Raw genomic sequence first — 22,679 nt, 5'->3', positions numbered from 1 at the left:
GTGAAACGCATATCCGTGGACATCGGCGGCACCTTCAGCGACTGTTTCTTCGTCTGGGATGACGTCTACATCGAGTCGAAGGCGCTGACCACCCACCACAACCTCGCTCTCGGCTTCAACGAAGCCCTCGACCGGGCCTGCGATCGGGCCGGCATCAGCCGCGAGACCGCGCTCAAAGAGGTCGACTCGGTGCGTTACGCCACTACCCTCGGCACCAACGCCCTGATCGAGGGCAAGGGGCCACGGGTCGCGGCCATCGTCACCCACGGCTTCGAAGACACCATCCCACTCTCCCGCGGCCGCGGCTACGGCGAGGGACTCGACGGGGTCAAGCAGGGCGATATGCCCGATGCCCAGCGGCCGGACCCGCTCGTGCCGCGCCGGCTCATCCGCTCTGTGAAAGAACGCATCGACTCGGTCGGTGAGGTGCTCGTGCCGCTGATGTACGACGACGTGCGCACCCAAGTACGCGAACTCGTCGACAACGGTGCCGAAGCCATCGTCATTGCGCTGACCAACGCCACCGAGAACTCGGTACACGAGGATCGCATTCTGGAGATCATCCTTGACGAGTACCCCACGCACGAGCTTGGGTCGATTCCCGTGCTGCTGAGCAGCCAGGTATCTGGCCGTAAGGGCGAATACGTGCGGGCCATGGCCACCGTTGTCGATGCCTTTCTGCACCAGACCATGTTTCACGCGCTCAACCAACTCTCCAACAACCTGCGTGACTCCGGTTATGAGAAGCCGATGCTCGTCATCCACAATTCGGGCGGCATGGCGCAGCCCAATTCAACGGATGCCCTGCAGACGATTCACTCCGGACCGATCGCCGGCGTCGGCGCGGCCCAGCACCTGTCCGAATCGACCGGGCTCGGCGACGTCGTGTCGATGGATATGGGTGGTACCTCATTCGACATCGGACTGGTACCCGAGGGCGGAGTGCGGCACTACGACTTCCAGCCCACCATCGGACGCTGGATGGTCTCGGCGCCAATGATCCACCTCAACACCCTCGGTGCTGGTGGCGGCTCGATCGCCGCCTACAACCGCATTCACCACGCGATCCAGATCGGGCCCGAATCGGCCGGAAGCGACCCCGGACCGGCCTGCTACGACCGTGGCGGTTTGCGTCCAACGGTCACCGATGCCGACCTAGTGCTCGGCTACCTCGACCCCGACAACTACGCCAACGGGCACATCAAGCTCAACAAGAAGCGATCGATCTATGTGATCGACGAGACGCTCAGCGACGAGCTCGACCTCGACGCCGTCGAGGTGGCCAAGGTGATCAAAAAGACCGTCGACGAGCAGATGGCGATCGGTATCGAGAAAGAGCTGCGCTCGCGCGGCGGCCTCATCGAGGACTACACGATGCTGGCTTATGGCGGCAACGGCCCGCTGCACGCCTGCGGTATCGCGGCGAGCGCCGGTATCAGCCGCATCCTGTTTCCGCCCTTCGCGTCGGTGTTTTCGGCGCTCGGGGCTGGCAACATGCGACCGCTGCACATTCACGAGCGCAGCGCCTACGTCGTGCTCTACGAAGCCATTAAGCGCAGCCTGTACAACCAGTACGACGCGCTCAACGGGTACATCGAGGAGCTTGAGGCCAAGGGCGCCGAAGACCTCGTGCGCCAGGGCTACGATCGCGCCGACGTGCGCTACCGGCTCGAAATGGACATGCGATACGGCAACCAACTCGTCACAACGGCCGTAGCGTTCGACATCAACCGGGTCAACGGGGTCGCCGATGTGCTGCACCTGATCAAGACGTTCTCCGAGATCTTTGGCGAGCGTTATGGCGAGGGGACCCAGGCACCGGAGGCAGGCATCCGCGTACAGACGATTCGGGTCGCGTCGTTCATCGAGGGCGAGGTCATTCAATTCGAGTCGATCAAGATCGGCGGCGAGAAGTCCAAGCCGGCGCCGGTCTCGCACCGATCGGTGCACTTCACCAGCATTGCCGGCCCGGTCGACACCCCCGTTTACGATGCCGAGGCGCTCCACCACGAATACGTGATTCACGGTCCGGCGATCGTCACGACCGAGAACACCACCTATCTGGTGGAACCGGGCTGGCGCCTGGAGCCGACCGTGCAGGGAGCGGTATGGCTGCTGAGCGACTGACCGTGTCTTCCATCCCCGTAACACCTCGCATAAGCAAAGGAGCTTGAGCACCATGACACTGACAACCGACGAGTTCGTGCCCGCCAGCGGAAACGACGACGCAGCCCAGCTATTGACCGATCAGGAACAGCAGTGGGTCGATAAATTCATGGACGAGACCACCCTCTTTCTCGGACCAGACCCGGCGATCATGCGCCACCACGAGATCATGCCGCGCACCGCCTACGAGGAGGAGTGCATCGCTAAAGGCATCGACCCGCTCGAGATCGACCGCATCCGTAAGCGCCTGGCCGGCGCCCTCGACGAAGCGTTCGAAATGTGCGAGAGCATGGGCGCCGCTCCCGGCGCCAAATGGGCGGACCTGTCCTGCGCGGTCTACACCGCCGAGGGTGACGTCACCTACCTCTCCAACCGTGGTGTGATCGCATTCTCCTCGGTGCTGCACCACCCCATCCGCTACATCATGAAGAACTGGAAGGATGAGCCCACCGTCGGCATCAACGAGGGTGACGGTTTCTTCCACAACGACTCCCGCTTCGGCATGGTGCACAACACCGATCAATCGATGCTCGTACCGGTCATTCGCGGCGGCATCATCATCGCCTGGGTTGGCGCGACCATTCACGAGGGTGAAAACGGCGCCTGCGAGCCGGGCGGTATGCCCAGCGGCTCTGAGACACCGTTCGATGACGGCTTGCGGGCCTCGCCGATCAAGATCGTGGAAAAGGGCCGCCTGCGGCGCGACTTGCTGACTTTTCTGCAGCACTCGACCCGCGACCCGAAACTCATGCTCGCCGACATCAAGGTGAAAATGGGCGCCGTGCGCCGCATCATGGACACCGTCGACCGCCTCATCGACGAGGTCGGGCAGGAGACATTCGTTGCCTCTCTGCGCGTCACCGTGGAAGACGTGGAAACCGAGGTGCGTCGCCGCATCGCCGAACTACCCGACGGCACGGTTACTTTCAACCAGTTCGTCGATTCAACGCTGAAAGAAAACATTTTGATCAAGTTCGCCTGCAAGATCACCATCAAGGGCGAGCGTATGATCGTGGACCTCACCGGTACCGGCCCCGAAATTCTCAACCGTGCCATCAACTCGCCACTCGCCTCAACCAAGGCGTTCATGGTGCAGGCGATTCTGTCGTACTGGTGGCCCGACCTGCCACGCTCCACCGGTGCCATGAGCCCGATTGAAGTCATCACCGAAGAGCACAGCTGGGCGGATGCCGGTTACGACGCCCCCGTAGGCCAGTCGCTGCAAGCCTCCTTCCGCGGCTTCTCCGCGCTGCAGAGTGCGTTTGCCAAAATGCAGTTCTCGGCACCGCAGAAATACTCCAACGTCGTCGCGCCCTGGTTCAACCAGATCAACGACTTTCTCTGGGGCGGCACCACCCAAAACGGCGAACAGGTCGGCAACCTCTGCGCCGACCTGAACGGCATGGGCGGCGGAGCGAAAGCGTTCCGTGATGGCGAGGATGCTGTTGCCCCGCTGTTCTGCGCGATGGCCGACATCGGCGAGCAGGAAGTGATGGAAGAGGAAGTCCCCTTTCTCCAGCTGGTCAGTAAGCGTCTCGTTCGTGACAATCAGGGCTTCGGCAAGTTTCGCGGCGGCATGGGTTACGAAATGATGGTCGCCTCGCGCGGCACACCCAGCTGGGGTTTCATGACCGTCACGAGCGGATCAAAGTTCTCCTCCGTGCCCGGCATGTTCGGTGGCTACGGTTGCCCCGTGTATCCCCTCGCGATGGTGAAAAATGTCAACATCTACGACATCATCAAAAAGGACCCGACGCAGTTCAACCTCTCGATGGAACGAGTGATGAACGAGCAGCCGTTTGAGGGCGGCGACTACCAGTCCTCGCACATGGGGTTGCAGTTCGACGTGGCGAAGGAGGGCGAGCTCTACATGATCGCCCAGGGAGCGGGCGGCGGCTACGGCGACGTGCTCGAGCGCGACCCTGAGCTCGTGGTGACCGACCTGGAACTCGACCGCATCAGCGCCCACACGGCGTCGACCATGTACGGCGTGGTCTGGGAGCCCGGCACCTACGTCGTGCACGAGCACCAGACGGCCGAGTTGCGGGCACAGATGCGGCGCGATCGTATTTCGCGCGGCACTCCCTACAAGGAGTTCGTGCAGAAGTTCGTGCAGGAAGAACCGCCGGCCGAGCTGCACTACTTCGGTTCCTGGGGCCAGGACGACGACGAAAATCTGATTGCCACCCACTGGGGTGGAGCGGAGCCGGAACGGGTCAAGGGCAAGCTCGCCGAACTCCCGCTGATCATGATTCCGGACCGTCGGGTTCTCAAGATCGGCAAGCTCGAAGCCCGCGTGCGGGAACTTGAGAAGAAGTACGGCGAAGTCGTCGCGCACAAGTCCTAATATCCACCTGCTGACCCGCGGCTGCGGGGCCGTCTCCTTACGGCCCCGCAGCCGCGGGTCGAACGTTTTGTTTGTTTGATTGATTGATGGGAGACACCTTGTCACTTTCGCTGACTGAGCTTCTGGCCGAGCCGACGTCGGGCCGCCGCCGGGCGGTCGTACTCGACAGCCATGACTACGCTCAATCCGTTTTTTTGCAGGGCAAGCCCGTGCCGTGGCAGGAGCCGATGGCCTACGCTCACTTCTTCGGCCAGGTTCAGGGCGTACTGGAGTCCGACCTCGCGCTGCTTAGCCTCGACCGGTTCTACGCGCAACGCGTCGCCGGCGACCCTACCCTGCAGGCGGCAATGAGCGCCAAGTCCCGCACTGGCTATGCCCTGCGCACCCTACTCACTGATGCCGCGACGACGGCGTTCGTCATCGAACTGGCCACCATCTTCAGCCAAACCCAGCGGGTGCCGGTCGTGCTGCAGATTCCGTCACCGATGCAGTGGCTGGCGCGCACGCATCCGTTTTCCGGGTCGGCGGACGTGTCAGGGCTCGACGCCGACAGTGCCGAAAACGCGTCGATGTATGTCGCCGACTGGCTGCGCGGATTCGCCGCCCTGCCGTTGATGGCGGTGCTGCTGGATGATCGCGGCCCCGCTCTCGAGCCGGTGCCGCTGTCGACCTATTCTCCGATCGCCAACGTCACCGATCACTACCGGTGGGCGCTCGCCCTGCGCCATGAGGATCGGGTCGAGTTGCACGGCAGCGCGCTCCGCGGCGCGGTGATCGGTGCGGATTTCTGGTCGAGCGACTCCGGCACGCTGCCGGACGGCGATTTTCTGGTGGGCGAAGTGCCGCAGCACGCCGTTCCGGAGCGAGTGCTGAGTCGCATCACGGCGCTGGTCTAGCCGGCGCTGGCTTGCGGGCATCCGTTCGGTCGGTCGCGGTCAGGCGGAGCGACGCCGACCCACGGCAGCTTCCTGCTCGAGCGGGGTGGCCGTGGCCAGCGGAATGTTCAGAAAGTCAACGACCGGCTGGATTGCTCGAAAGCGTTCGATGACGAGGTCGGTAAAATTGTCATCGAGGGCCTTGTCACCGGGCAAGTGTGAAAACACCGCCCAGCTGCGATTGAGCAGCAGGTCACCCGCTGGATGGTCGATCGGAAAGCCTCGCGGCGGGCGGGTGAGCTTGTTGCCGCCGAACGGCTCGGCAAGGCGGGCGAGCGCGGGCGCGGCGAGCAGAGAACGCAGCTTCAGGTGATGCTCGAGCACATAGTCGCGAATAGCCCGCAACTGCGGCGGCTGTGGGCTGTAGGCGCCTCCTGCCACCAGCACGCCGTGCACCCCGACCTGTAGAAAGAGTCCAGCCCCTCCGGCTTTCTCCAACCCCTGCCGTGGCCAGGAGGCAGCCAGATGCGTCTTGTACGGCGTCTTGTCGTGGGAAAAACGCACATCGCGATAGATGCGCAACATGGCCTTGTTCGGCGGGCGAATATAGTCACCGGCGAAGTCGCCCATCGCCCGGTTGAGGGACTCGATGACCGCGAGCATCCGCTCTTTCACCTCGACCTCGTAGATCGCTTTGTGTTCCTGAAACCACTCGCGTTCGTTGCGGTGCTCGAGTTCGTCAAGAAAATCGAAGGTCGCCGCGCTGAAGTGCGCACCCACCGCTACGCCTTCGCCGCCGCTTTGGCGGCCCGCTTGGTCTCGCGCACGCGAGTGAGTGATTCGGGGTCGACGATGTCGGCCACCGATCGGAACGACCCTTCTTCCCCATAGGGAGCGGATGCCTCGCGCCAGCCGTCCGCGTCGACCCCGAGCCGCTTGCCGAGAAGCGCGAGAAAGATCTTCGCCTTTTGCTCGCCGAACCCGGGCAGCGCCTTGAGCCGGCGCAGGATCTCCGGGCCGGCCGGGTCGTCAGCGGTCCAGATCGACGCCGTGTCGCCGTTCCAGTCGCGGACGATGACCGCGGCGACCTCCTGCACGCGTTTGGCCATCGAGCCCGGAAAACGGTGCACGGCCGGTGACTGGCGGAACACCTCCACAAAGGCCTCGGCGTCGTAGGCCACGATCGTGGCCGGGTCGAGTGCGCCAATGCGGTCGTGAATCTTAGCCGGGCCAGCGAAGGCAGTCTCCATGGCAATCTGCTGGTCGAGGAGCATGCCCACAAGCAGGGCGAACGGGTTCTCGCTGAGCAAGGTGTCTGCTGCGGCATCGCCGGTGAGGTGCAGTGTCGTCATTCGCCCAGTCTGCCACTGCGCCACTGAACCGCTAAACCGCTGAGTCGCCGCGTCGCCGACAACGCGCGCGCCATCAACCACGCAGAGAAGCCGTCGGCCGTGCGTTGGGAAGACGGTCGTGTCGCCGACGCGCCTTATACGGTCGATGGCATCGGCCGCGAGGTTATCCAGATCGCGACCAAGGCGGCGCCGAACCCAACCATCAGCGCGGCGGCGTTCACTGAACCGGCAATGATACCGATCGTTTGCGCGTAGGTCACCAGCCGCACCAGACCCGCGACGATCAGAATCGCGCCGGCCACGAGAAGCAGCACGGGCATGCGCAGCACGCAGCCCAGTGCGGCTAGAGCGGCCAAACCGACCAGCAGTAACCCTTGTATGAGGTTCACCGAAACAAAATGCAACGGTGTGTAGTCCACGAGGGAGAACAATGCGCTGAGCGCTGTGAACCCGGCGACGAGCAGACCGCGGGTACGCCAACTCAAGGCGCGGGGAACGCGTACCGGTGCGGTGCCGTTGGGAGCGTTCACGAGACCGCCATCGCCAGCCGGGCTACCGGGCCCGAGCGGAGGGACCAGCGGGGGCGAAGCAGTCCATCGACTCCTGTGACACGCCCGGCGGCGGTGGCGAGGATCACGAATTGGGCTGCAAACATCAGGTAATAGCTCCAGTGCCACTCCATCGGTGTGTTCAGCACCGAGAGCGTGATTGCGATCGTCTGCAGTATTCCAACGATCGCCCAGAAGCGAGTCAGGAGCCCGACCAGCAGGAACGCACCGAGGCAGAATTCTGCGAGGAGTACCGCCCAGCCGAACAGAGCGAAGTTCGGCAAGATGACGTTCTGCACCAGCCAGGTAAAGGGCGCCAGAACCGGGTTCTCCACGGCGTAATTCGTGTACTGATACAGCCCGTTGCCCGCTTCTTGACCGAAGTCGGGCGGTCTTTTCCAGTTCACGTTCTGCAGCCACATCAGCCCCACAGCGATCCGCACGGCCGCGAGCACCACGCGAGTTGGCCGGCCGGCAGCGATGGCGTTGACGTCCAGTGCCCTGGCGTTCACTGGCGTTCCGATACCCGTCATGGTGTTCCTATTCAGGCGCAGGCGAAGAGAGTTGACGCGGCCGTCATCGACGACCACTGCTCGGCGAAGAGTTCACTGACCCGGTCGAGAGAAGGAGCGAGCGGCAGAATCTGCCGGCTGACGAGGGCATCCTCATCGAGTGCAGCGACCGGATGCCAGTAGATGCCGTCGGCCGTCACAGTCACCTCGGGAATTAGCGACTCCCGCGAGAATGCGAACCCTTCATCGGCGACCCCTTGGAGGGCGATCGGACGGATCACCTGATCGGCCCGCGGAATCCCGAGCCCATCGAACAGCGCGTGCATCTCATCCAATGCCGGGTCATCGTGCGCCGAGATGGTCGCGGCGACCCGCACGGTGAAGCCCTCGTCGAGTGCCACCCGAATGCCGGCTAGCGCCCGCTTCCAGCTCCCAACGCCGCGGTGCGAGTCGTGTACCTCCGCGGTCGGCGAGTCCACGCTGATCTGCAGAGCGAAGCCAGCGCGCGGCATCGCCTGCAGCTTGCGCAGTCCCTGACCACGAAACAGCATCCCGTTGGTTAACAGCGTGGTCGGCAGCCGGTCGACGCAGGACCGCACGATCGCATCGATATCGGGCAGCAGGAATGGCTCACCGCCGGTGAGGTAGAGCTCGCGCACGCCCCACGCTGCGGCTTCGGCAACGAGGGCTTCAATCGTCTCGATTCTCAGCAGCCGCGGGTCGGCTCTCGGTGAAGACGCCACACAGCAGTAATCGCAGGCCAGGTTGCAATGAAAATTGGTATAGAGCCACAGCCGGGCTCCGGGCATCCGATCGGCGGGGATCATCGTCGCCGGGTTGCGCGGTCGTCCGCGACCGACGGTGACGTAACCGGCATCCTGCTCGACCATCATTGTGCTGACCACCGTGTTGCCGGTCTTCGCGCACCACCGGCGCACCAAGTCCAGTTCGCTCGCCGACGCCACCGGGAACTCGGCGGTGTCCCCCTCGGCCAACTGTTCGACGGTGCGCATGAGCGCCATGACTACCATCGGGAATCGACGCCCTGCTCAGCAATCGCCTCGAAGAGGCCGGCGTAGCCGTCAAGGTGTGGCTCGACCCACTGGGTGAGCCCTTCCAGTTCAAGGATGCGCCGGTGCGCGGGCACCTCCCAGTCCATGGCGAGCAACTTTGCCACCCACGGAGCACTCACCGCCTCGGGAAGCGTGTCCAGGGCGGTGAACATGCAGTGCGAGTAGGTCTCGGTCTGCCAGACCTGTTCCAGCATCCCGGGCATCAGCTCACCGCGGCCAATGTTCTCCCAGACCGTGATGCCGATAGCGGCGACGTCGGCGTCCCCGGCAAGAACCGCGTCGATCGCGTCCAGCTCGCTTCGCCCGGTGTCACCATGCTTGCCGATGTCACTATCGAAGCGTTTCAGCTGCATGTGGTCCACATTCACGCCGGCCGCGCGAAGGTAGTGCAGGGGCAAGATCGCGGCGTGCGCGGAGTCCGCCGAGCCGAGTGCCAGCCGCCGGGCGCCGATGTCGCCGGGACCCGACCATCCGCTGCCCGCCGCCGCCACGAACACCGTCGAGAACGCAGCGTCGGTGTCGCGCATCGCGAGCGCCCGCACGTGCCCATCGGTTTGCAGCACGGTGCGAGCATAAGCCAGGTTGGTATTCCACGCGATGTCAATCATTCCGGCCCGCAAAGCGTCGACCAGACGGCCGTAGTTGGAGAACAGCACGAAATCCATGGCCGTGTCGGGCTCGTCAAAGTAATCACGGATGCCCTCCCAGATGGGAACGACATTGGGCGTATACGCGACGGCTCCGACGAGCAGGGGCGCTCCGATTAGTTGTGACATCCGGCGCTCAGAACAGGGGAAGGCCGGTGAGGGCCTTGCCGTAGAAGTCGTAGAGCACGTCGGCCGTGGGGGCCATGACCGAGCCGGCCCGCGCATCCCGAAAGGCTCGCTCGATGGGAAGATGTTTCGAGAATGCCGCACCGCCGCAGACCCGCATCGCCGATTCGGTAATCGTCAGCGCGGCGTCGTTCGTCGAGGCTTTCACTCCGAGCACGAACAATCCGGTGTCGTCAGCGGGACTCGCTACCCGTGCCGCCGCCAGAGCCAGGTAGGCACCCTGGGCCGCAAGCGCAATGCTCATCTTCGCCACCTGAGCGCGAATGGTCGGTAACGCCGACAGCGCCTGATCCAGATGCTCCAACCGGGTCCCAGTCACATGGGTCGTCGCCGCATCCACCGCGGTCCGCGAGAGCCCGAGCGACACTGCCGAGTTGCCCAGGTTGAACCACGGCAGCACGGTGGCCATCATGGTGCCGAACCCGCTCCCCGCCTCGCCGATGCGATAGCCGGATGGAATCTTCACCGACACCGACATCGGGCTCGACGCGTTGCCACGCAGCCCAAGCCCTCGCCAGGGGCCGGCGATCTCCAGACCGGGGGTGGCTGAGGGGATCGCGTACAGGTCGACGGTCTCTGGGTCGACAGCGCTCTTCGACGACATGACGTAGACGTCTGCGTGACCGGCCGAGGTTACCCAGCTCTTGTAGGCGGAAAAGCGCAGATCGTCGCCGTCGGTGACGGATTCCGACACGGGGGCCCAGAAGTGCGACCGCGATCCTTTTTCACTGAAGGCGAGTGTGCCGAGCACCTCGCCCGACGCCATTCGCGACAGGAGGTCCGGCATCGCGGTCGGAGGGGCGGATGCCACTGTCACCGCCGCCGCGACGTGCATCAGGTAGATCATCGCGGTCGAGCCGCAGGCCGCAGCGATGGAGCCGACCACCTGGATAAACTCGGTCGGACCGGCGCCCATGCCCCCGGCGTCCTCGCTGATCACCAGCCCGAGCAGCCCACTCCGGCGCAGCGCCTCGACCGCAGCGATCGGATACGTACCGTCTGTATCGACCTGTTCGGCGTGAGCGGCGGCCACTGCCGTCACCTCCGCAACGGTCTCGTCGAGCGTCGTCTGTGTCATGGTCATCCGGTCTCCTAGCATCGTCGCTGAAGTTTCTCGCCGCCACTACCGCGGTGCCGACCAGGTAAGTATTGCGTATCGAGATGCCAAATCAAAGAGAATGATTTTTGGCTCTCCTGAAGTATCCGTGGGTTCGTTGGGAGCGCATTAACGGCCGCACGCGGCTCTCCTCCTAGGTTTCTAACTGTCAAAGGTAAGAAACTCGGGAACGGAAAAAGCGGCATGCGAGCACGGAGAATATGGCGAACTCTCCTCGGTGTCGAGAACACGTTCGTCGAGGACGTCGATCTTGATCTGGAGGGCAGGATTTTGATCGCGTTGGTGCGTCCGATGGCGTCGAAACGGAACCGATGCGAGTCCTGTCAGAAGCGCAGCCCACGCTGCGACCTCGGTGACGGGCGGCGTCGCTGGTGGGGGTTGGACGTGTGCTCAATTCAAGTTCACCTTGAAGCTGACGCGCCGCGTGTGTCCTGCCGCGTCCACGATGTGACCGTCGCCGGCGTGCGGTGGGCCCGGCACCAGAGCGGTCAGACCCTATTTTTTGACGACCAAGTCCCGTGGCTGGCCACACAAACGTCCAAGACCGCCCTCCCTGTGCTGATGCGCATCGCGGATCGGAATTGACAAGATCAGTTAAAAGCGCGGCCACAGGTATTTGACCTGCGTCGTCGACCACGATTCCGGCCGTCTTGTGTGGGCAGCACCGGGCCAGGACAAAGCCACCCTCGCGACATGTATCGACGCGTTAGGACCGGAGCGGTCGGCCCAGATCACGCATGTTTCTGCCGATGGTGCGGCCTGGATCGCCAGTGTTGTCGCGGACAAAGCCCCCAACGCCATCCGCTGCGCCGACCCGTTCCACGTCGTGAAATGGGCCACCGAAACCCGCGATGACGTCCGCCGAACCGATCAACGTCAGAGAATTGACTTTGCTCTCGTCCTACAGTCCGATTGAGAATAGAGACAGCTACTGCCCTACTCCCGACCGTCCTCAATCGGGATGAGCATGGTGCGGAACGGACCGGCAACGGCGTGGAGGTCCCAGATGCGATCGGCGACCCCATCGATGCCGTTGGCAAGCTGAAGCTGTGGGATGCCGCCGGGAATCACAAGTTGGTTGACACGGATGCCCTCACCCGCGAGGGCATCGTGGAGCATCTCGCCGTAGGCGCTCTCGGCCGGGAAGGCGACCGATGTTCCGGCGAAGTCGGCGCGGGCCTTCACGGAGGTTCCACCGTTGATCATGATGATGCTTCCGCTACCTGCCTGACGCATCGCCGGGAGCACTGCACGCACCGCGTGGATGAGCCCGAGGGCCGAGAATTGCAGGGCCTCTAACGCCAGCTCGGGAGTCATCTCAAGCACGGGCTTCAGGTAGTCGCGCGACGGGAGCGGGCTATATTGCAGCGCGGTGATGGGCCCGAGTTCTGCCGCCGCGTTCGCAAGGGCAGCTTCGAGTGACGCCGGCGTGCGGACATCCGCAGCGTAAGCACTCGCGGTGAAGCCGGCAGTGGTGAGCTCGGCTGCCATAGCGTCTAGTTTCGACGGGTTCCTGGCGATCAGGGCAATTGAGAAGCCTTCGCGCCCGAACCTTCGCGCAACTGCTGCGCCGAGTCCCGGTCCGGCTCCGATGATGGCGATGACAGGCACGATGGTCTCCTTCGATTGATGTTGCTGTGATGACGATCGCGAAAAGGTCGAGCTTAGACGTTGAACCTGAACTCCACCACGTCGCCGTCCTGCATGACGTATTCCTTGCCCTCAATGCGGGCCTTGCCCTTGGAACGGGCCTCGGCAATCGAACCGGCGGCCATGAGGTCCTCGAAGGAGAAGATCTCCGCCTTGATGAAACCCTTCTGGAAGTCGGTGTGAATGACCCCAGCGGCCTGCGGCGCGGTCCAACCCTTGTGAATGGTCCAGGCACGGCACTCTTTGGGGCCGGCCGTGAGGTAGGTCTGCAGCCCGAGGGTATCGAAGCCGATGCGCGCGAGCTGGTCGAGACCGCTCTCGGCCTGACCGGTCGAGGCGAGCATCTCAGCGGCGTCTTCGGCGTCGAGTTCGCTCAGCTCGGACTCAAGCTTCGCGTCGAGGAACACGGCGTTCGCCGGAGCGACGAGCGCGGCAAGGGTGTCGAGCCTGGCCTGGTCCTGCAACACGGCCTCATCGACGTTGAAGACATAGATGAAGGGCTTAGCGGTGAGCAGGCCGAGTTCACGGATCGGCTCGATGTCGAGCGTGGCCGACGACAGCGGCTGGCCGCCGTCGAGAATGGCCTGCGCCTTGAGCGCGGTCTCCAGCACGATGGCGGGTAGCTTGCGGCCCTTGACCTCTTTCTCGAAGCGCAGCACGGCCTTCTCGAGGGTCTGCAGGTCGGCGAGAATCAGCTCGGTATTGATGGTCTCCATGTCGCCGGCCGGGTTGACCTTGCCGTCGACGTGCACCACGTCCGGGTCGGCGAATCCGCGAATGACCTGGGCGATGGCATCCGCTTCGCGAATGTTGGCGAGGAACTTGTTACCGAGCCCCTCCCCCTCGCTCGCGCCACGCACGATGCCGGCGATGTCGACGAACGACACCGGCGCTGGCAGCAGGGTCTTGCTGCCATAGATTGTCGCCAGGTCGGCCAGGCGCGAATCGGGAAGGTTCACGATTCCAACGTTTGGCTCGATCGTGGCGAACGGGTAGTTCGCTGCGAGCACGTTGTTCTTGGTCAGGGCGTTGAACAGGGTTGACTTGCCCACATTGGGGAGTCCGACGATTGCAATTGTAAGAGCCACGAGAGACCATTCTACCGGCCACGTCTGCGCGGGCTCTGTCGGTGGCCCGTGAGACCATGAGGCGTGCTGAATTTCACCGCGATCGATTTCGAAACCGCCAACTCCTCGGGCGCCTCGGCGTGCTCAGTGGGGATGGTGAAAGTGCGTGACGGCGTGGTCGTCGATTCGGCCTACTGGCTCATTGCACCGCCGCCCGGCCACGACGAGTTCTCCGAGTGGAACACGCGCATCCACGGCATCACCGCAGCGGATGTCGTGGATGCCGCCAGCTGGGCCGAGCAGCTTCCGCAGCTGGTCGCCTTCGTCGGCGACGACTATCTCGTCGCCCACAACGCCGGTTTCGACCTCGGCGTGGTCAAGACAGCATCGCTCGTGACCGGCCAGCCGGTGCCCGATTTTCAATATGTCTGCAGCCTGCAGGTTTCTCGCCGTACCTATCACCTGGAGTCGTACCGTCTGCCGGTCGCGGCCATGGCGGCCGGGTTCGAGGACTTCTCGCACCACAACGCGCTGGCCGACGCCGAGGCGTGTGCGGCCATCATGATCCATGCGGCAGGGCGTCACGAGGTCGACACGATCGAGCAGCTGGCCCACGTGACCCGGGTCAAGATCGGCGTGATCGGGCCAGCGGCCACCAAGGAGCACGCGTCGACGCACGGGCCGATGGCGCTCAACTAGCGGCGCTCAGCCGGCTGGATTGGCTCGGGCATGTGGACCGGTCCGAGTGTCATTCCAGCGATGTCAGTGGTCGCTGGCAGACTTAAAGCATGGATCCACTGCTGAGTTTGATCGTCGGTCTCGTCGTCGGCGCCGCGCTGGGCGCCCTGTTGGCCGTGGTGGTGCTGCAACGCAACCGCGCGCGCGCCACCGCTACCGGGGGTGACGACCCCGCCATGCTCGAAGCCCATCATCAGGTAGCCCTCGCCGAGGCCCGAGCGAGCGAGGCCACGGTTCGCGCTGCCCTGCAGAGTGAGCTGTCGGCCGCTCTCGCCACCGTCGACGGTCTCTCGGCGCAGATCGACCACGACCGGGCCACGTCACGTGAGGCCGTCGAGCGCCAGCGGTCAGATCAGCAATTGCAGTCCGAGCGGGAGAAGCGCGAGCACCTCGTACTCGAGGCCCTCAGCCCCGTTCGTGAGACGCTGCGCACCATGCAGGAGAAAGTCACCGAGCTCGAGACGCAGCGCAGTGAACAGTACGGTTCGCTCTCGCAGCAGCTCAAGCAGGCGCAAATTTCAGATCAGCAATTACGGGTGACCACCGAGTCACTCGCGAGTGCCCTGCGTTCCAACAGCACCCGTGGTGTCTGGGGCGAGACCCAGCTGCGGCGCGTCGTCGAAGCTGCCGGTCTGGCCCAGTACGTCGACTTCAACACGCAGACCAATATCACGACGGATGCCGGCCTTGGCCGTCCCGACATGGTCGTACGGCTGCCCGGCAATAAGTCGATCGCGATCGATGCCAAGGTTCCGCTGGAGCACTACATCGAAGCCAGCACCATTCCCTACACGGCCACAGGCGAAGAGGGTGCCCGCCGCAAGCTGCTGATCGACAAGCACGTAAAGGCCGTGCGCGCGCACATTGACGCGCTCGCCAAGAAGACCTACTGGGAAGGCTTCGATGCCAGCCCGGAGTTCGTGATCGCCTTCATTCCGAGCGAATCCCTGCTGTCCGCGGCGCTCGAGGCCGACCCGTCAATTCTCGACTACTCGTTCAGCAAGCGAGTTGCCTTGGCCTCACCGGTGAACCTGTGGGCGGTGCTGAAAACGGTGGCCTTCACCTGGCAGCAGCAGGCCGTCACCGATGAGGCGCAGAAACTCTTCGACCTCGGCAATGCCCTGTACCAGCGGCTCGGTGCGCTCAGCGGCCATGCCGAGTCGCTGCGCAAGGCGCTCGAGCGCACGGTGGACAGCTACAACAAATTCGCCAACTCACTCGAATCCCGGGTGCTCGTAACCGCTCGGCAGTTTCCGGGGATCGACCAGACCAAGATTGGGCTGCTCACTGAACCGGCAATCATTCACGATTCGCCGCGCAAGCTGACCGCGCCCGAGTTGGAGGCGCCGGCATCTGTTTCCGACGAGCTGGACCTGCCCGTTCAACTGGACGGCGCTGAATTGAATGAGGCCAGACATAGCGTGATCGACCGGCGTCTCGCTGATGCCGGCGAATCGGATTCCGAGGTACACGTGTAAGTCGGTGACAGAGAGTGTGAACGAAGAACTGCACGCCCCAAGTCTGAACAAACAGACCCGAGGCGTGCAGTTTGCGTTACGAGCCCGTCTTGCACGCCAGCTCCGAGCCGGTCGAAGCGACTACAGCCACTTCTCGGCGAGGTGCTCGGCGATGACGCGACGGGCCGTGCCCGAACGCGAGCGCAGCACGATGCTTTCGGTACGGATCATCGGGCCCTTGCGACGCACGCCGTCGACGAGTCCGCCGTCGGTCACACCGGTCGCCACGAAGAACGTGTTGTCCCCGCTGACCATGTCGTCGATTTCGAGCAGCTTGTCGATGTCGAGGCCGGCCGCGACTCCGCGAGCACGCTCAGCGTCGTCCTTCGGAGCCAGGCGTCCCTGCATGTAGCCGCCGAGCGCCTTGAGCGCGCAGGCTGTGGTGATGCCCTCCGGGCTTCCGCCGATGCCGACGCACATGTCAATTCGGGTCTCGTAGCGCGCAGCGTTGATACCGCCAGCCACGTCGCCGTCGAGCATAAGGCGGGTTCCGGCGCCGGCGCTGCGAATCGCGTCGATCAGGCCGGCGTGGCGGGGGCGGTCGAGTACGGCAACCGTCAGCTCTCCGACTGGTTTCTTCACTGCCTTGGCAAGCTCACGCAGGTTGTCGGCGATCGACTGGTCGAGGCTGACGACGCCGCGACCGGCTGCACCGGTGACGATCTTGTCCATGTAGAAGATCGACGAGGCGTCCAGCATGGTGCCGCGGTCCGACACGGCGATGACGGAGACGGCGTTCTGGCGGCCGGCGGCGGTGAGGCTCGTTCCGTCGATGGGGTCCACGGCGATATCGCAGGCGGGGCCGCGGCCGTTGCCGACGTGCTCACCGTTGAAAAGCATGGGGGCTTCGTCTTTTTCGCCCTCACCGATGACGATGAGTCCGTCGAAGTTGACGGTGCCGAGGAAGGCGCGCATAGCGTCGACGGCGGCCTTGTCGGCGGCGTTCTTGTCGCCGCGGCCAATGAAGGGCACGGCACGGATAGCGGCGGCCTCGGTGGCTCGAACGAGCTCCATCGCGAGGTTACGGTCGGGGTGTTGAAACAGAGTGGCGGTCTCGGTGCTGTTCAAAAGGTCCTCCCGGACGTAAGTTCGACTTCGAATACGACGGATGCGCGGCGGGTCGCGCGGATTGTCCGCCCGAGTCACCTTATCGCGCACGGACCACGCCGAGGCGGGCGTGGCTAGACTCGGGTCACACCCCCGCACACTTTCGAGGAGAAGCAATGCCCATCGCAACCCCCGACCAGTACGCCGCCATGCTCGACAAAGCGAAGACAGGCGGGTTCGCCTACCCGGCGTTCAACGTGTCCTCGTCGCAGAGCATCAACGCCGTCCTCCAGGGCCTCACCGAAGCCGGATCCGACGGCATCATCCAGGTCACCACCGGCGGCGCCGACTACTTCGCCGGCCACACCGTGAAGAACCGGGCCTCCGGCGCGCTCGCCTTCGCCCGTTTCGCGCACTCGGTCGCCGACAACTACCCGATCACCGTGGCACTTCACACCGATCACTGCCCCGAGGGCGCGCTCGGTGACTTCGTCATTCCGCTCATCGAAGCCTCGGAGTCTGCGGTAGCCGATGGCGGCAACCCCATTTTTCAGTCGCACATGTGGGACGGGTCGGCCATCGCGCTGGACAAGAACCTGGATATCGCCACTGACATCCTCAAACGCACCCGCGCGATCAACGCCATTCTCGAGGTCGAGATCGGCGCCGTCGGCGGCGAAGAGGATGGCGTGCAGGCCGACGTCAATGAGAACCTGTACACGACGCTCGACGATGCGATCAAGATGGTCGAGGCCCTCGGCCTCGGCGAGCAGGGCCGTTACATGGCCGCCCTCACCTTCGGCAACGTGCACGGCGTGTACAAGCCCGGCAACGTGAAGCTGCGCCCAGAACTCCTCAAGCAGATTCAGACCGGCCTGTCCGCCAAGTTCGGACTCGCAGCGCTGCCTCTCGACCTGGTATTCCATGGCGGCTCAGGCTCGACCGATGCCGAAATCGCCGAAGCCGTCGCCAACGGCGTCGTCAAGATGAACATCGACACCGACACCCAGTACGCCTTCACCCGCTCGATCGCCGACTACATGCTCAAGAACTACGACAGCGTGATCAAGGTCGACGGCGAAGTCGGCAACAAGAAGGTTTACGACCCGCGCGCCTGGGGCAAGGTAGCCGAGTCGGCCATGGCCGCTCGCGTGGTTGATTCCACCCGCCAGCTCGGCTCCGCCGGGCACTCAAACAGTTAGAGCAATGACAGACAACCCGGACTCCGTTCCACCACCCGCGAAAGACCCACGCCCGCGCCCCCAGTACGGCGAACTCGCCCCTGAAGGCTGGACCTGGCAGCCGCCGCAGGACACAAACCGGGTTGACCCCGCTCCCTCCCCCACTGCCGGGGCGGGAGCGGTAACACCGTCGCCCAACAATCAGCAGGCTCCCGCGGCGGTGGCCGGACCGCGAACCGTTCCCGGCTGGGACCGCCCGTGGACCATCGGCCTACTCGCCTTCGGACTCCTGGCAAATGTCTACGGCGTATTCTCGTTAGGCGGTTTTCCGGTGGCCATGCAAATGTTCTACACGCAGGAGGGCCTGGGAACGTACGATCCCGCTGTATCCATCGGTGCGATTACGACGTCCGGCGCAATCGTGCTGATATTCGTCTGGCTCGCCGCGGCAGCGATATCCGTGCGGCTGCTGCTGCGTCATCGACGGGCTTTCTACGTGCCGATTGTCGGTGGAGCCGTGTCCCTCGTCGTGCTGTTCGCCTTCACCGTGGCTGCACTCTCCATCGACACGACCCTAATAGAGTTTCTCAGCCGCCAGTAACGCAGTGCGCAACCCCGAGGGACGGAAACGATCGCGCTCCCGCCCTTCGGTTGCTCGGCCGTCTACTCAGCTGCGGCGGCGCGACCGCCGAAGGCACGGGTATCCGTTTCGCCCGAAAGGTCCTTGCGCAGTTCCTTGGGCAGCGAGAAGATCAGGTCTTCTTCGGCCGTCTTGACCGGCACAACGTCGGCATAGCCGGCATCGGCGAGAGCGGCGAGCAGCTCGTCGACCAGTTCTTCGGGAACGGATGCCCCGCTCGTCACGCCCACGGTGGCCGCGTTGTCGAGCCACTCCTGCTTGACCTCGCTCGCGAAGTCAACGCGGTAGGCAGCTTTCGCGCCGTATTCCAGAGCCACTTCGACCAGGCGCACGGAGTTCGACGAGTTGGCGGAGCCGACCACGATCACGAGGTCGGAGTCGCGCGCGACCTTCTTGATGGCGACCTGGCGGTTCTGGGTGGCGTAGCAGATGTCGTCGCTGGGCGGATCCTGCAGGTTGGGAAAGCGCGCCCGCAGTCGGCGCACGGTCTCCATGGTCTCGTCGACGCTGAGCGTGGTCTGGGACAGCCAGACCACCTTGTCGGGGTCGCGCACGACAACGGTGTCGGCTTCCTCGGGGCTGCCGACGAGCGTGGTGTGCTCTGGGGCTTCACCGGCGGTGCCCTCGACCTCTTCGTGGCCTTCGTGGCCGATCAGCAAAATCTGAAAGTCGTCGCGGGCAAAGCGCACGGCTTCGCGGTGCACCTTGGTCACGAGCGGGCAGGTGGCGTCGATGGCTTGCAATCCGCGCTCGGCGGCCGCGTTGACGACGGCCGGCGAGACCCCGTGGGCGCTGAACACGATGTGCGCACCATGCGGCACTTCGTCGACCTCGTCGACGAAGATGGCACCCAGATTTTCCAGCTCGGAAACCACATGGATGTTGTGCACGATCTGCTTGCGCACGTACACGGGGGCGCCGTAGTGCTCGAGCGCTTTCTCCACGGCGATGACCGCGCGGTCGACTCCGGCGCAGTAACCCCGCGGGGCAGCGAGCAGCACCCGCTTATGTCCGACCACCGGGGTATCCTTAAGCCTGTTGCGAGCGCTGGGAATGCGCGGCATGCCCAGGCCAATAGAGGTCGGCTTGCTAGTAGTGTGCGCGCTGGTGTTCACCGCCTCAGTCTACGCACGCACGACCGAAGAACTCTGGGAGGACCCGCCTGTGCCCAACGCCAGCGCCACGATCAGCACCACCGCCAGGATCACCGCATGACGGATACCCCCGCCACCGTCGAAACGCCGTGGCCGGTCGCCCTGCTCTCGGGCAAGATCCGCGGTTACATCGAGCGGCTCGGCATGGTCTGGGTCGAGGGCGAGATCACCCAGTGGGGTGCCAGCGGCGGCAACGTCTACGGCAAGCTCAAAGACCTTTCTGAAGACGCCACCGTGAGTTTCACCATCTGGTCGTCGGTGCGCGCCAAACTCACCGCCGATTTCAAAGCCGGTGACCGCGTTGTTGCCCTGGTCAAGCCCAACTTCTGGGTCAAGGGCGGCACGCTGACCATGCAGGCCTTCGAGATGCGGCACGTTGGGCTCGGCGACCTGCTCGAGCGACTGGAACGCCTGCGCAAACAGCTCGCGAGCGAGGGCCTGTTCGATGCCTCTCGCAAGAAGCGCCTGCCGTTTCTGCCGCACTGCATCGGCCTGGTGACCGGCAAAGATTCCGACGCCGAGAAAGACGTCATCCGCAACGCGCAGCTGCGCTGGCCGGCCGTGAATTTTCGGGTCGCGCACGCCGCGGTGCAGGGTGACCGTGCCGTCGGCGAGGTGACCAGCGCGATCCAGCGGCTCGACGCCGACCCAGAGGTCGACGTCATCATCGTCGCCCGTGGCGGCGGCGACTTTCAGAACCTGCTCACCTTCAGCGACGAGAGCCTCGTGCGTGCCGCCGCTGCCTGCATGACGCCAGTGGTGAGCGCGATCGGACACGAGGCCGACCGTCCGCTGCTCGACGACGTCGCCGACCTGCGAGCCTCTACCCCAACGGATGCCGCCAAACGCGTCGTTCCCGACGTGAGCGACGAACTGAACCGGGTGCAGCAGGCCCGGGCACGCCTGAGCAGCCGACTCACCGGCATCCTCTCGTCGGAAATCGACCGCATTTCCCAGCTGCGTAGCCGACCGGTGCTGATCGACCCGCGCTGGATCATCGACTCCCGCAGCGAAGACCTCACCCGCTACGTGGCGCGCGGCGCCGAACTCACCGGGCGCGTTCTCGAACGTGCCGGGGCCACGGTGGTGGAACTGCGCTCTCAGCTGCGGGCCCTGTCGCCCCAGGGCACCCTCGACCGCGGCTACGCGATCGCCCAGCTGCCGAGCGGCCACGTGCTGCGCAGCGCCGACGACGCCCCGGAAGGCACCGAACTTCTGCTCACCCTGGCCAGCGGCACCGTTCCCGCCACCACCAACGCCGCCGCTTCGAAATAATTAGAATGGATGCCATGACCTCGCCCGCCGCAGACACCAGTGAACTCAGCTACGAACAGGCCCGCGATGAGCTCATCCGCGTGGTGAACGAGCTCGAACAGGGCTCGAGCACCCTCGAGCAGTCGCTCGCACTGTGGGAACGCGGCGAAGCCCTCGCCCGCCGCTGCGAAGAATGGCTGATCGGCGCCAAAGCCAGACTGGATGCCGCCCGTCTGGCAGCGACGGCGCCCGCCAGCGAAGACACCGCGACCGCCAGATGAGCCGCGCCCCTAAACCGCCGCGCGTTGTCGCCGAACTCGGCCGGCCGGAGACTCCGCAGGAGACCGCCGACCGGCTCGCCGAGAATTCGCGCAAGTACCGCTCGCACAAGACGGTGAACAATCTAGTGCTCTCCCTGCTCGTCACCGTGGGCGCTGTGCTCGTGCTCGTGCTGCTGGTGCCGCGCAATGACAACCCGATCACTCGCGACATCGACTACGCGAGCATCGCTGCCCAGACGCAGCCCGTCGTGGACCACGCCCTCGCGAGCCCCGTATTGCCGGGCGACTGGAGCGCCAACGACGCCGAGTGGCGGGCCGGCACTAACGGCCAGGTACCCTCCTGGTACATCGGGCTGCTCACACCCGACAACCAGTACATCGGCTTCAACCAGGCCTTCGACGCCAACCCCACCTGGCTCGCCCAGAAACTGCCGGACTCCCCCGTCGTCGACACGGTCAGCATCGCCGGAGTCACCTGGGACGTTTACCGCAACAGCGCGGCTGCCGCCGATCGCGGCAACTTCGACTACGCCCTCGTCACCACCGCCGGCACGAGCACCTACGTGCTCATCGGCACGGCACCCACCGGCGACTTCGAGACCCTCGCTACCGCGCTGGCGCCCAACGTGGCAGAGAACGCCGCCGAATGAACCGCGCCTGGACGACTCCCCCGTCACCGGCTGAGGCCTGGAACGAACTGCGCGAGGGCAACGTGCGCTTCGTCGCCGGTACCCCCCGGCACCGCGAAGATGTCGACCGACGGGCAGAGCTCGTCGGCCAGCAGACCCCGCACGCCGCCCTGTTCGGCTGCAGCGACTCCCGACTCGCCGCGGAAATCATCTTCGACCAGGGCCTCGGCGACCTGTTCGTCGTGCGCAACGCCGGCCAGATCATCTCCGAATCCGTGCTCGGCTCGCTCGAATATGCCGTCGCGGTGCTGCACGTCCCACTCATCCTGGTGCTCGGCCACGACGAGTGTGGTGCGGTGCGCGCCGCCATCGATTCGCAAGGCACGGATGCCCCGCCCCTGCCCGTTCACATCAATCACGTTATCGAAAAGATCGTTCCGGCGGTGCGTCGCGTGAGCGGGGTGACGGCATCCGCTTTTCTGGACCCTCAGCTGGTCGATGCCGGCCACGTGGGCCGGGAACATCTCAAAGACACGGTCACCGAGATGCTCGAGCAGTCCGAGTTGATCAGCGCGGCCATCGCAGAAGGTACATTGGCTATCGTCGGTGCGAATTACGTTCTTCGCGAAGGGCACGCCGACCCCAACATCGTGGTGGGCGTCATTTAGACCCGCCGCCTCACAATCGCGCACCCGTTG

General features: G+C 64.5%; 22 protein-coding genes and 1 pseudogene. 12 read left to right on the top strand and 11 right to left on the bottom strand.

What is annotated here, in order from left to right; translation table 11 throughout:
• From CXY77_RS13270 to CXY77_RS13260, 3 genes are all read left to right on the top strand, one after another.
• Complete coding sequence (locus tag CXY77_RS13270; protein ID WP_104130216.1) at nt 1–2,127, top strand: hydantoinase/oxoprolinase family protein; 2,127 nt, start codon at nt 1–3, stop codon at nt 2,125–2,127.
• 52 nt (nt 2,128–2,179) lie between these two features.
• Complete coding sequence (locus CXY77_RS13265; protein ID WP_104130215.1) at nt 2,180–4,513, top strand: hydantoinase B/oxoprolinase family protein; 2,334 nt, start codon at nt 2,180–2,182, stop codon at nt 4,511–4,513.
• Between the two features lie 98 nt (nt 4,514–4,611).
• The gene (locus tag CXY77_RS13260) at nt 4,612–5,409 is read left to right on the top strand and encodes a hypothetical protein (protein WP_104130305.1); all 798 of its coding nucleotides are present in this window, start codon (nt 4,612–4,614) and stop codon (nt 5,407–5,409) included.
• 39 nt (nt 5,410–5,448) lie between these two features.
• Here the strand turns inward: CXY77_RS13260 and CXY77_RS13255 are convergent, their stop codons facing one another.
• From CXY77_RS13255 to CXY77_RS13225, 7 genes are all read right to left on the bottom strand, one after another.
• On the bottom strand, nt 5,449–6,168 hold the full coding sequence (locus CXY77_RS13255) for a DUF2461 domain-containing protein (RefSeq protein ID WP_104089301.1): 720 nt from the start codon (nt 6,166–6,168) through the stop codon (nt 5,449–5,451).
• Nucleotides 6,169–6,170: 2 nt separating this feature from the next.
• Complete coding sequence (locus CXY77_RS13250) at nt 6,171–6,740, bottom strand: HhH-GPD-type base excision DNA repair protein (RefSeq protein WP_104089302.1); 570 nt, start codon at nt 6,738–6,740, stop codon at nt 6,171–6,173.
• A 134-nt stretch (nt 6,741–6,874) separates the two neighbouring features.
• Nucleotides 6,875–7,270, bottom strand: coding sequence for a hypothetical protein (locus CXY77_RS13245; RefSeq protein WP_092340711.1), 396 nt, complete (start codon nt 7,268–7,270; stop codon nt 6,875–6,877).
• Nucleotides 7,267–7,821: a TQO small subunit DoxD gene (locus CXY77_RS13240; protein ID WP_092340710.1), complete on the bottom strand. Its 555-nt coding sequence runs from the start codon at nt 7,819–7,821 to the stop codon at nt 7,267–7,269. Before CXY77_RS13240 ends, CXY77_RS13245 begins: the two co-directional genes overlap by 4 nt.
• An 11-nt stretch (nt 7,822–7,832) precedes the next feature.
• Nucleotides 7,833–8,822, bottom strand: a complete 990-nt coding sequence (locus CXY77_RS13235) for a radical SAM protein (protein ID WP_199181924.1) — start codon at nt 8,820–8,822, stop codon at nt 7,833–7,835.
• A gap of 2 nt (nt 8,823–8,824) precedes the next feature.
• A complete protein-coding gene (locus CXY77_RS13230; protein ID WP_092340708.1) occupies nt 8,825–9,649 on the bottom strand; it encodes a phosphate/phosphite/phosphonate ABC transporter substrate-binding protein in 825 nt (274 codons plus the stop codon).
• 7 nt (nt 9,650–9,656) lie between these two features.
• A complete protein-coding gene (locus tag CXY77_RS13225; RefSeq protein ID WP_198412712.1) occupies nt 9,657–10,790 on the bottom strand; it encodes an acyl-CoA dehydrogenase family protein in 1,134 nt (377 codons plus the stop codon).
• A gap of 216 nt (nt 10,791–11,006) precedes the next feature.
• On the opposite strand from CXY77_RS13225, the pseudogene CXY77_RS20680 reads away from it, so the two are divergent.
• Nucleotides 11,007–11,688 (top strand): annotated as a pseudogene (locus tag CXY77_RS20680) (transposase); the annotation flags it as partial.
• A gap of 71 nt (nt 11,689–11,759) precedes the next feature.
• Here the strand turns inward: CXY77_RS20680 and CXY77_RS13210 are convergent.
• Nucleotides 11,760–12,434 (bottom strand): SDR family oxidoreductase, encoded by a 675-nt coding sequence (locus CXY77_RS13210; protein WP_104130212.1) that lies wholly within the window; start codon nt 12,432–12,434, stop codon nt 11,760–11,762.
• A 53-nt stretch (nt 12,435–12,487) separates the two neighbouring features.
• A complete protein-coding gene (ychF, locus tag CXY77_RS13205) occupies nt 12,488–13,561 on the bottom strand; it encodes a redox-regulated ATPase YchF (protein ID WP_092340704.1) in 1,074 nt (357 codons plus the stop codon).
• A gap of 63 nt (nt 13,562–13,624) precedes the next feature.
• On the opposite strand from ychF, the gene CXY77_RS13200 reads away from it, so the two are divergent.
• Entirely contained in the window at nt 13,625–14,239 is a 615-nt protein-coding gene (locus CXY77_RS13200; protein WP_092340703.1) for an exonuclease domain-containing protein, read from the top strand.
• An 89-nt stretch (nt 14,240–14,328) separates the two neighbouring features.
• Nucleotides 14,329–15,756 (top strand): DNA recombination protein RmuC, encoded by a 1,428-nt coding sequence (locus tag CXY77_RS13195; RefSeq protein WP_104089313.1) that lies wholly within the window; start codon nt 14,329–14,331, stop codon nt 15,754–15,756.
• Between the two features lie 120 nt (nt 15,757–15,876).
• On the opposite strand, the gene glpX is transcribed toward CXY77_RS13195, so the two are convergent.
• Nucleotides 15,877–16,809 carry a class II fructose-bisphosphatase gene (glpX, locus tag CXY77_RS13190; RefSeq protein WP_092340794.1) on the bottom strand — a complete coding sequence of 311 codons (933 nt, stop codon included), beginning with the start codon at nt 16,807–16,809 and terminating at the stop codon, nt 15,877–15,879.
• 209 nt (nt 16,810–17,018) lie between these two features.
• On the opposite strand from glpX, the gene fbaA reads away from it, so the two are divergent.
• Together fbaA and CXY77_RS13180 are read left to right on the top strand one after the other, a co-directional pair.
• The gene (gene fbaA, locus CXY77_RS13185; RefSeq protein ID WP_092340701.1) at nt 17,019–18,044 is read left to right on the top strand and encodes a class II fructose-bisphosphate aldolase; all 1,026 of its coding nucleotides are present in this window, start codon (nt 17,019–17,021) and stop codon (nt 18,042–18,044) included.
• 4 nt (nt 18,045–18,048) lie between these two features.
• On the top strand, nt 18,049–18,624 hold the full coding sequence (locus tag CXY77_RS13180; protein WP_140425530.1) for a DUF6264 family protein: 576 nt from the start codon (nt 18,049–18,051) through the stop codon (nt 18,622–18,624).
• Between the two features lie 62 nt (nt 18,625–18,686).
• Here the strand turns inward: CXY77_RS13180 and CXY77_RS13175 are convergent, their stop codons facing one another.
• Nucleotides 18,687–19,727 (bottom strand): 4-hydroxy-3-methylbut-2-enyl diphosphate reductase, encoded by a 1,041-nt coding sequence (locus CXY77_RS13175; RefSeq protein ID WP_104089316.1) that lies wholly within the window; start codon nt 19,725–19,727, stop codon nt 18,687–18,689.
• 147 nt (nt 19,728–19,874) lie between these two features.
• Between CXY77_RS13175 and xseA the strand changes: the two genes are divergently transcribed.
• From xseA to CXY77_RS13155, 4 genes are read left to right on the top strand one after another with little or no spacing between them, the layout of a single operon-like run.
• On the top strand, nt 19,875–21,092 hold the full coding sequence (xseA, locus tag CXY77_RS13170) for an exodeoxyribonuclease VII large subunit (protein WP_104089317.1): 1,218 nt from the start codon (nt 19,875–19,877) through the stop codon (nt 21,090–21,092).
• A 5-nt stretch (nt 21,093–21,097) separates the two neighbouring features.
• Complete coding sequence (locus CXY77_RS13165) at nt 21,098–21,352, top strand: exodeoxyribonuclease VII small subunit (protein ID WP_104089319.1); 255 nt, start codon at nt 21,098–21,100, stop codon at nt 21,350–21,352.
• Nucleotides 21,349–22,002, top strand: a complete 654-nt coding sequence (locus CXY77_RS13160; RefSeq protein ID WP_092340696.1) for a DUF4245 domain-containing protein — start codon at nt 21,349–21,351, stop codon at nt 22,000–22,002. The genes CXY77_RS13165 and CXY77_RS13160 overlap by 4 nt, the downstream gene beginning before the upstream one ends.
• A complete protein-coding gene (locus CXY77_RS13155; RefSeq protein WP_092340695.1) occupies nt 21,999–22,649 on the top strand; it encodes a carbonic anhydrase in 651 nt (216 codons plus the stop codon). Before CXY77_RS13160 ends, CXY77_RS13155 begins: the two co-directional genes overlap by 4 nt.
• Nucleotides 22,650–22,679 lie beyond the last annotated feature (30 nt).

This window comes from Cryobacterium sp. N21, assembly GCF_002929575.1.
GTDB classification, from domain to species: domain Bacteria; phylum Actinomycetota; class Actinomycetes; order Actinomycetales; family Microbacteriaceae; genus Cryobacterium; species Cryobacterium flavum.
This window is presented reverse-complemented; position numbering and strand designations above follow the sequence as displayed.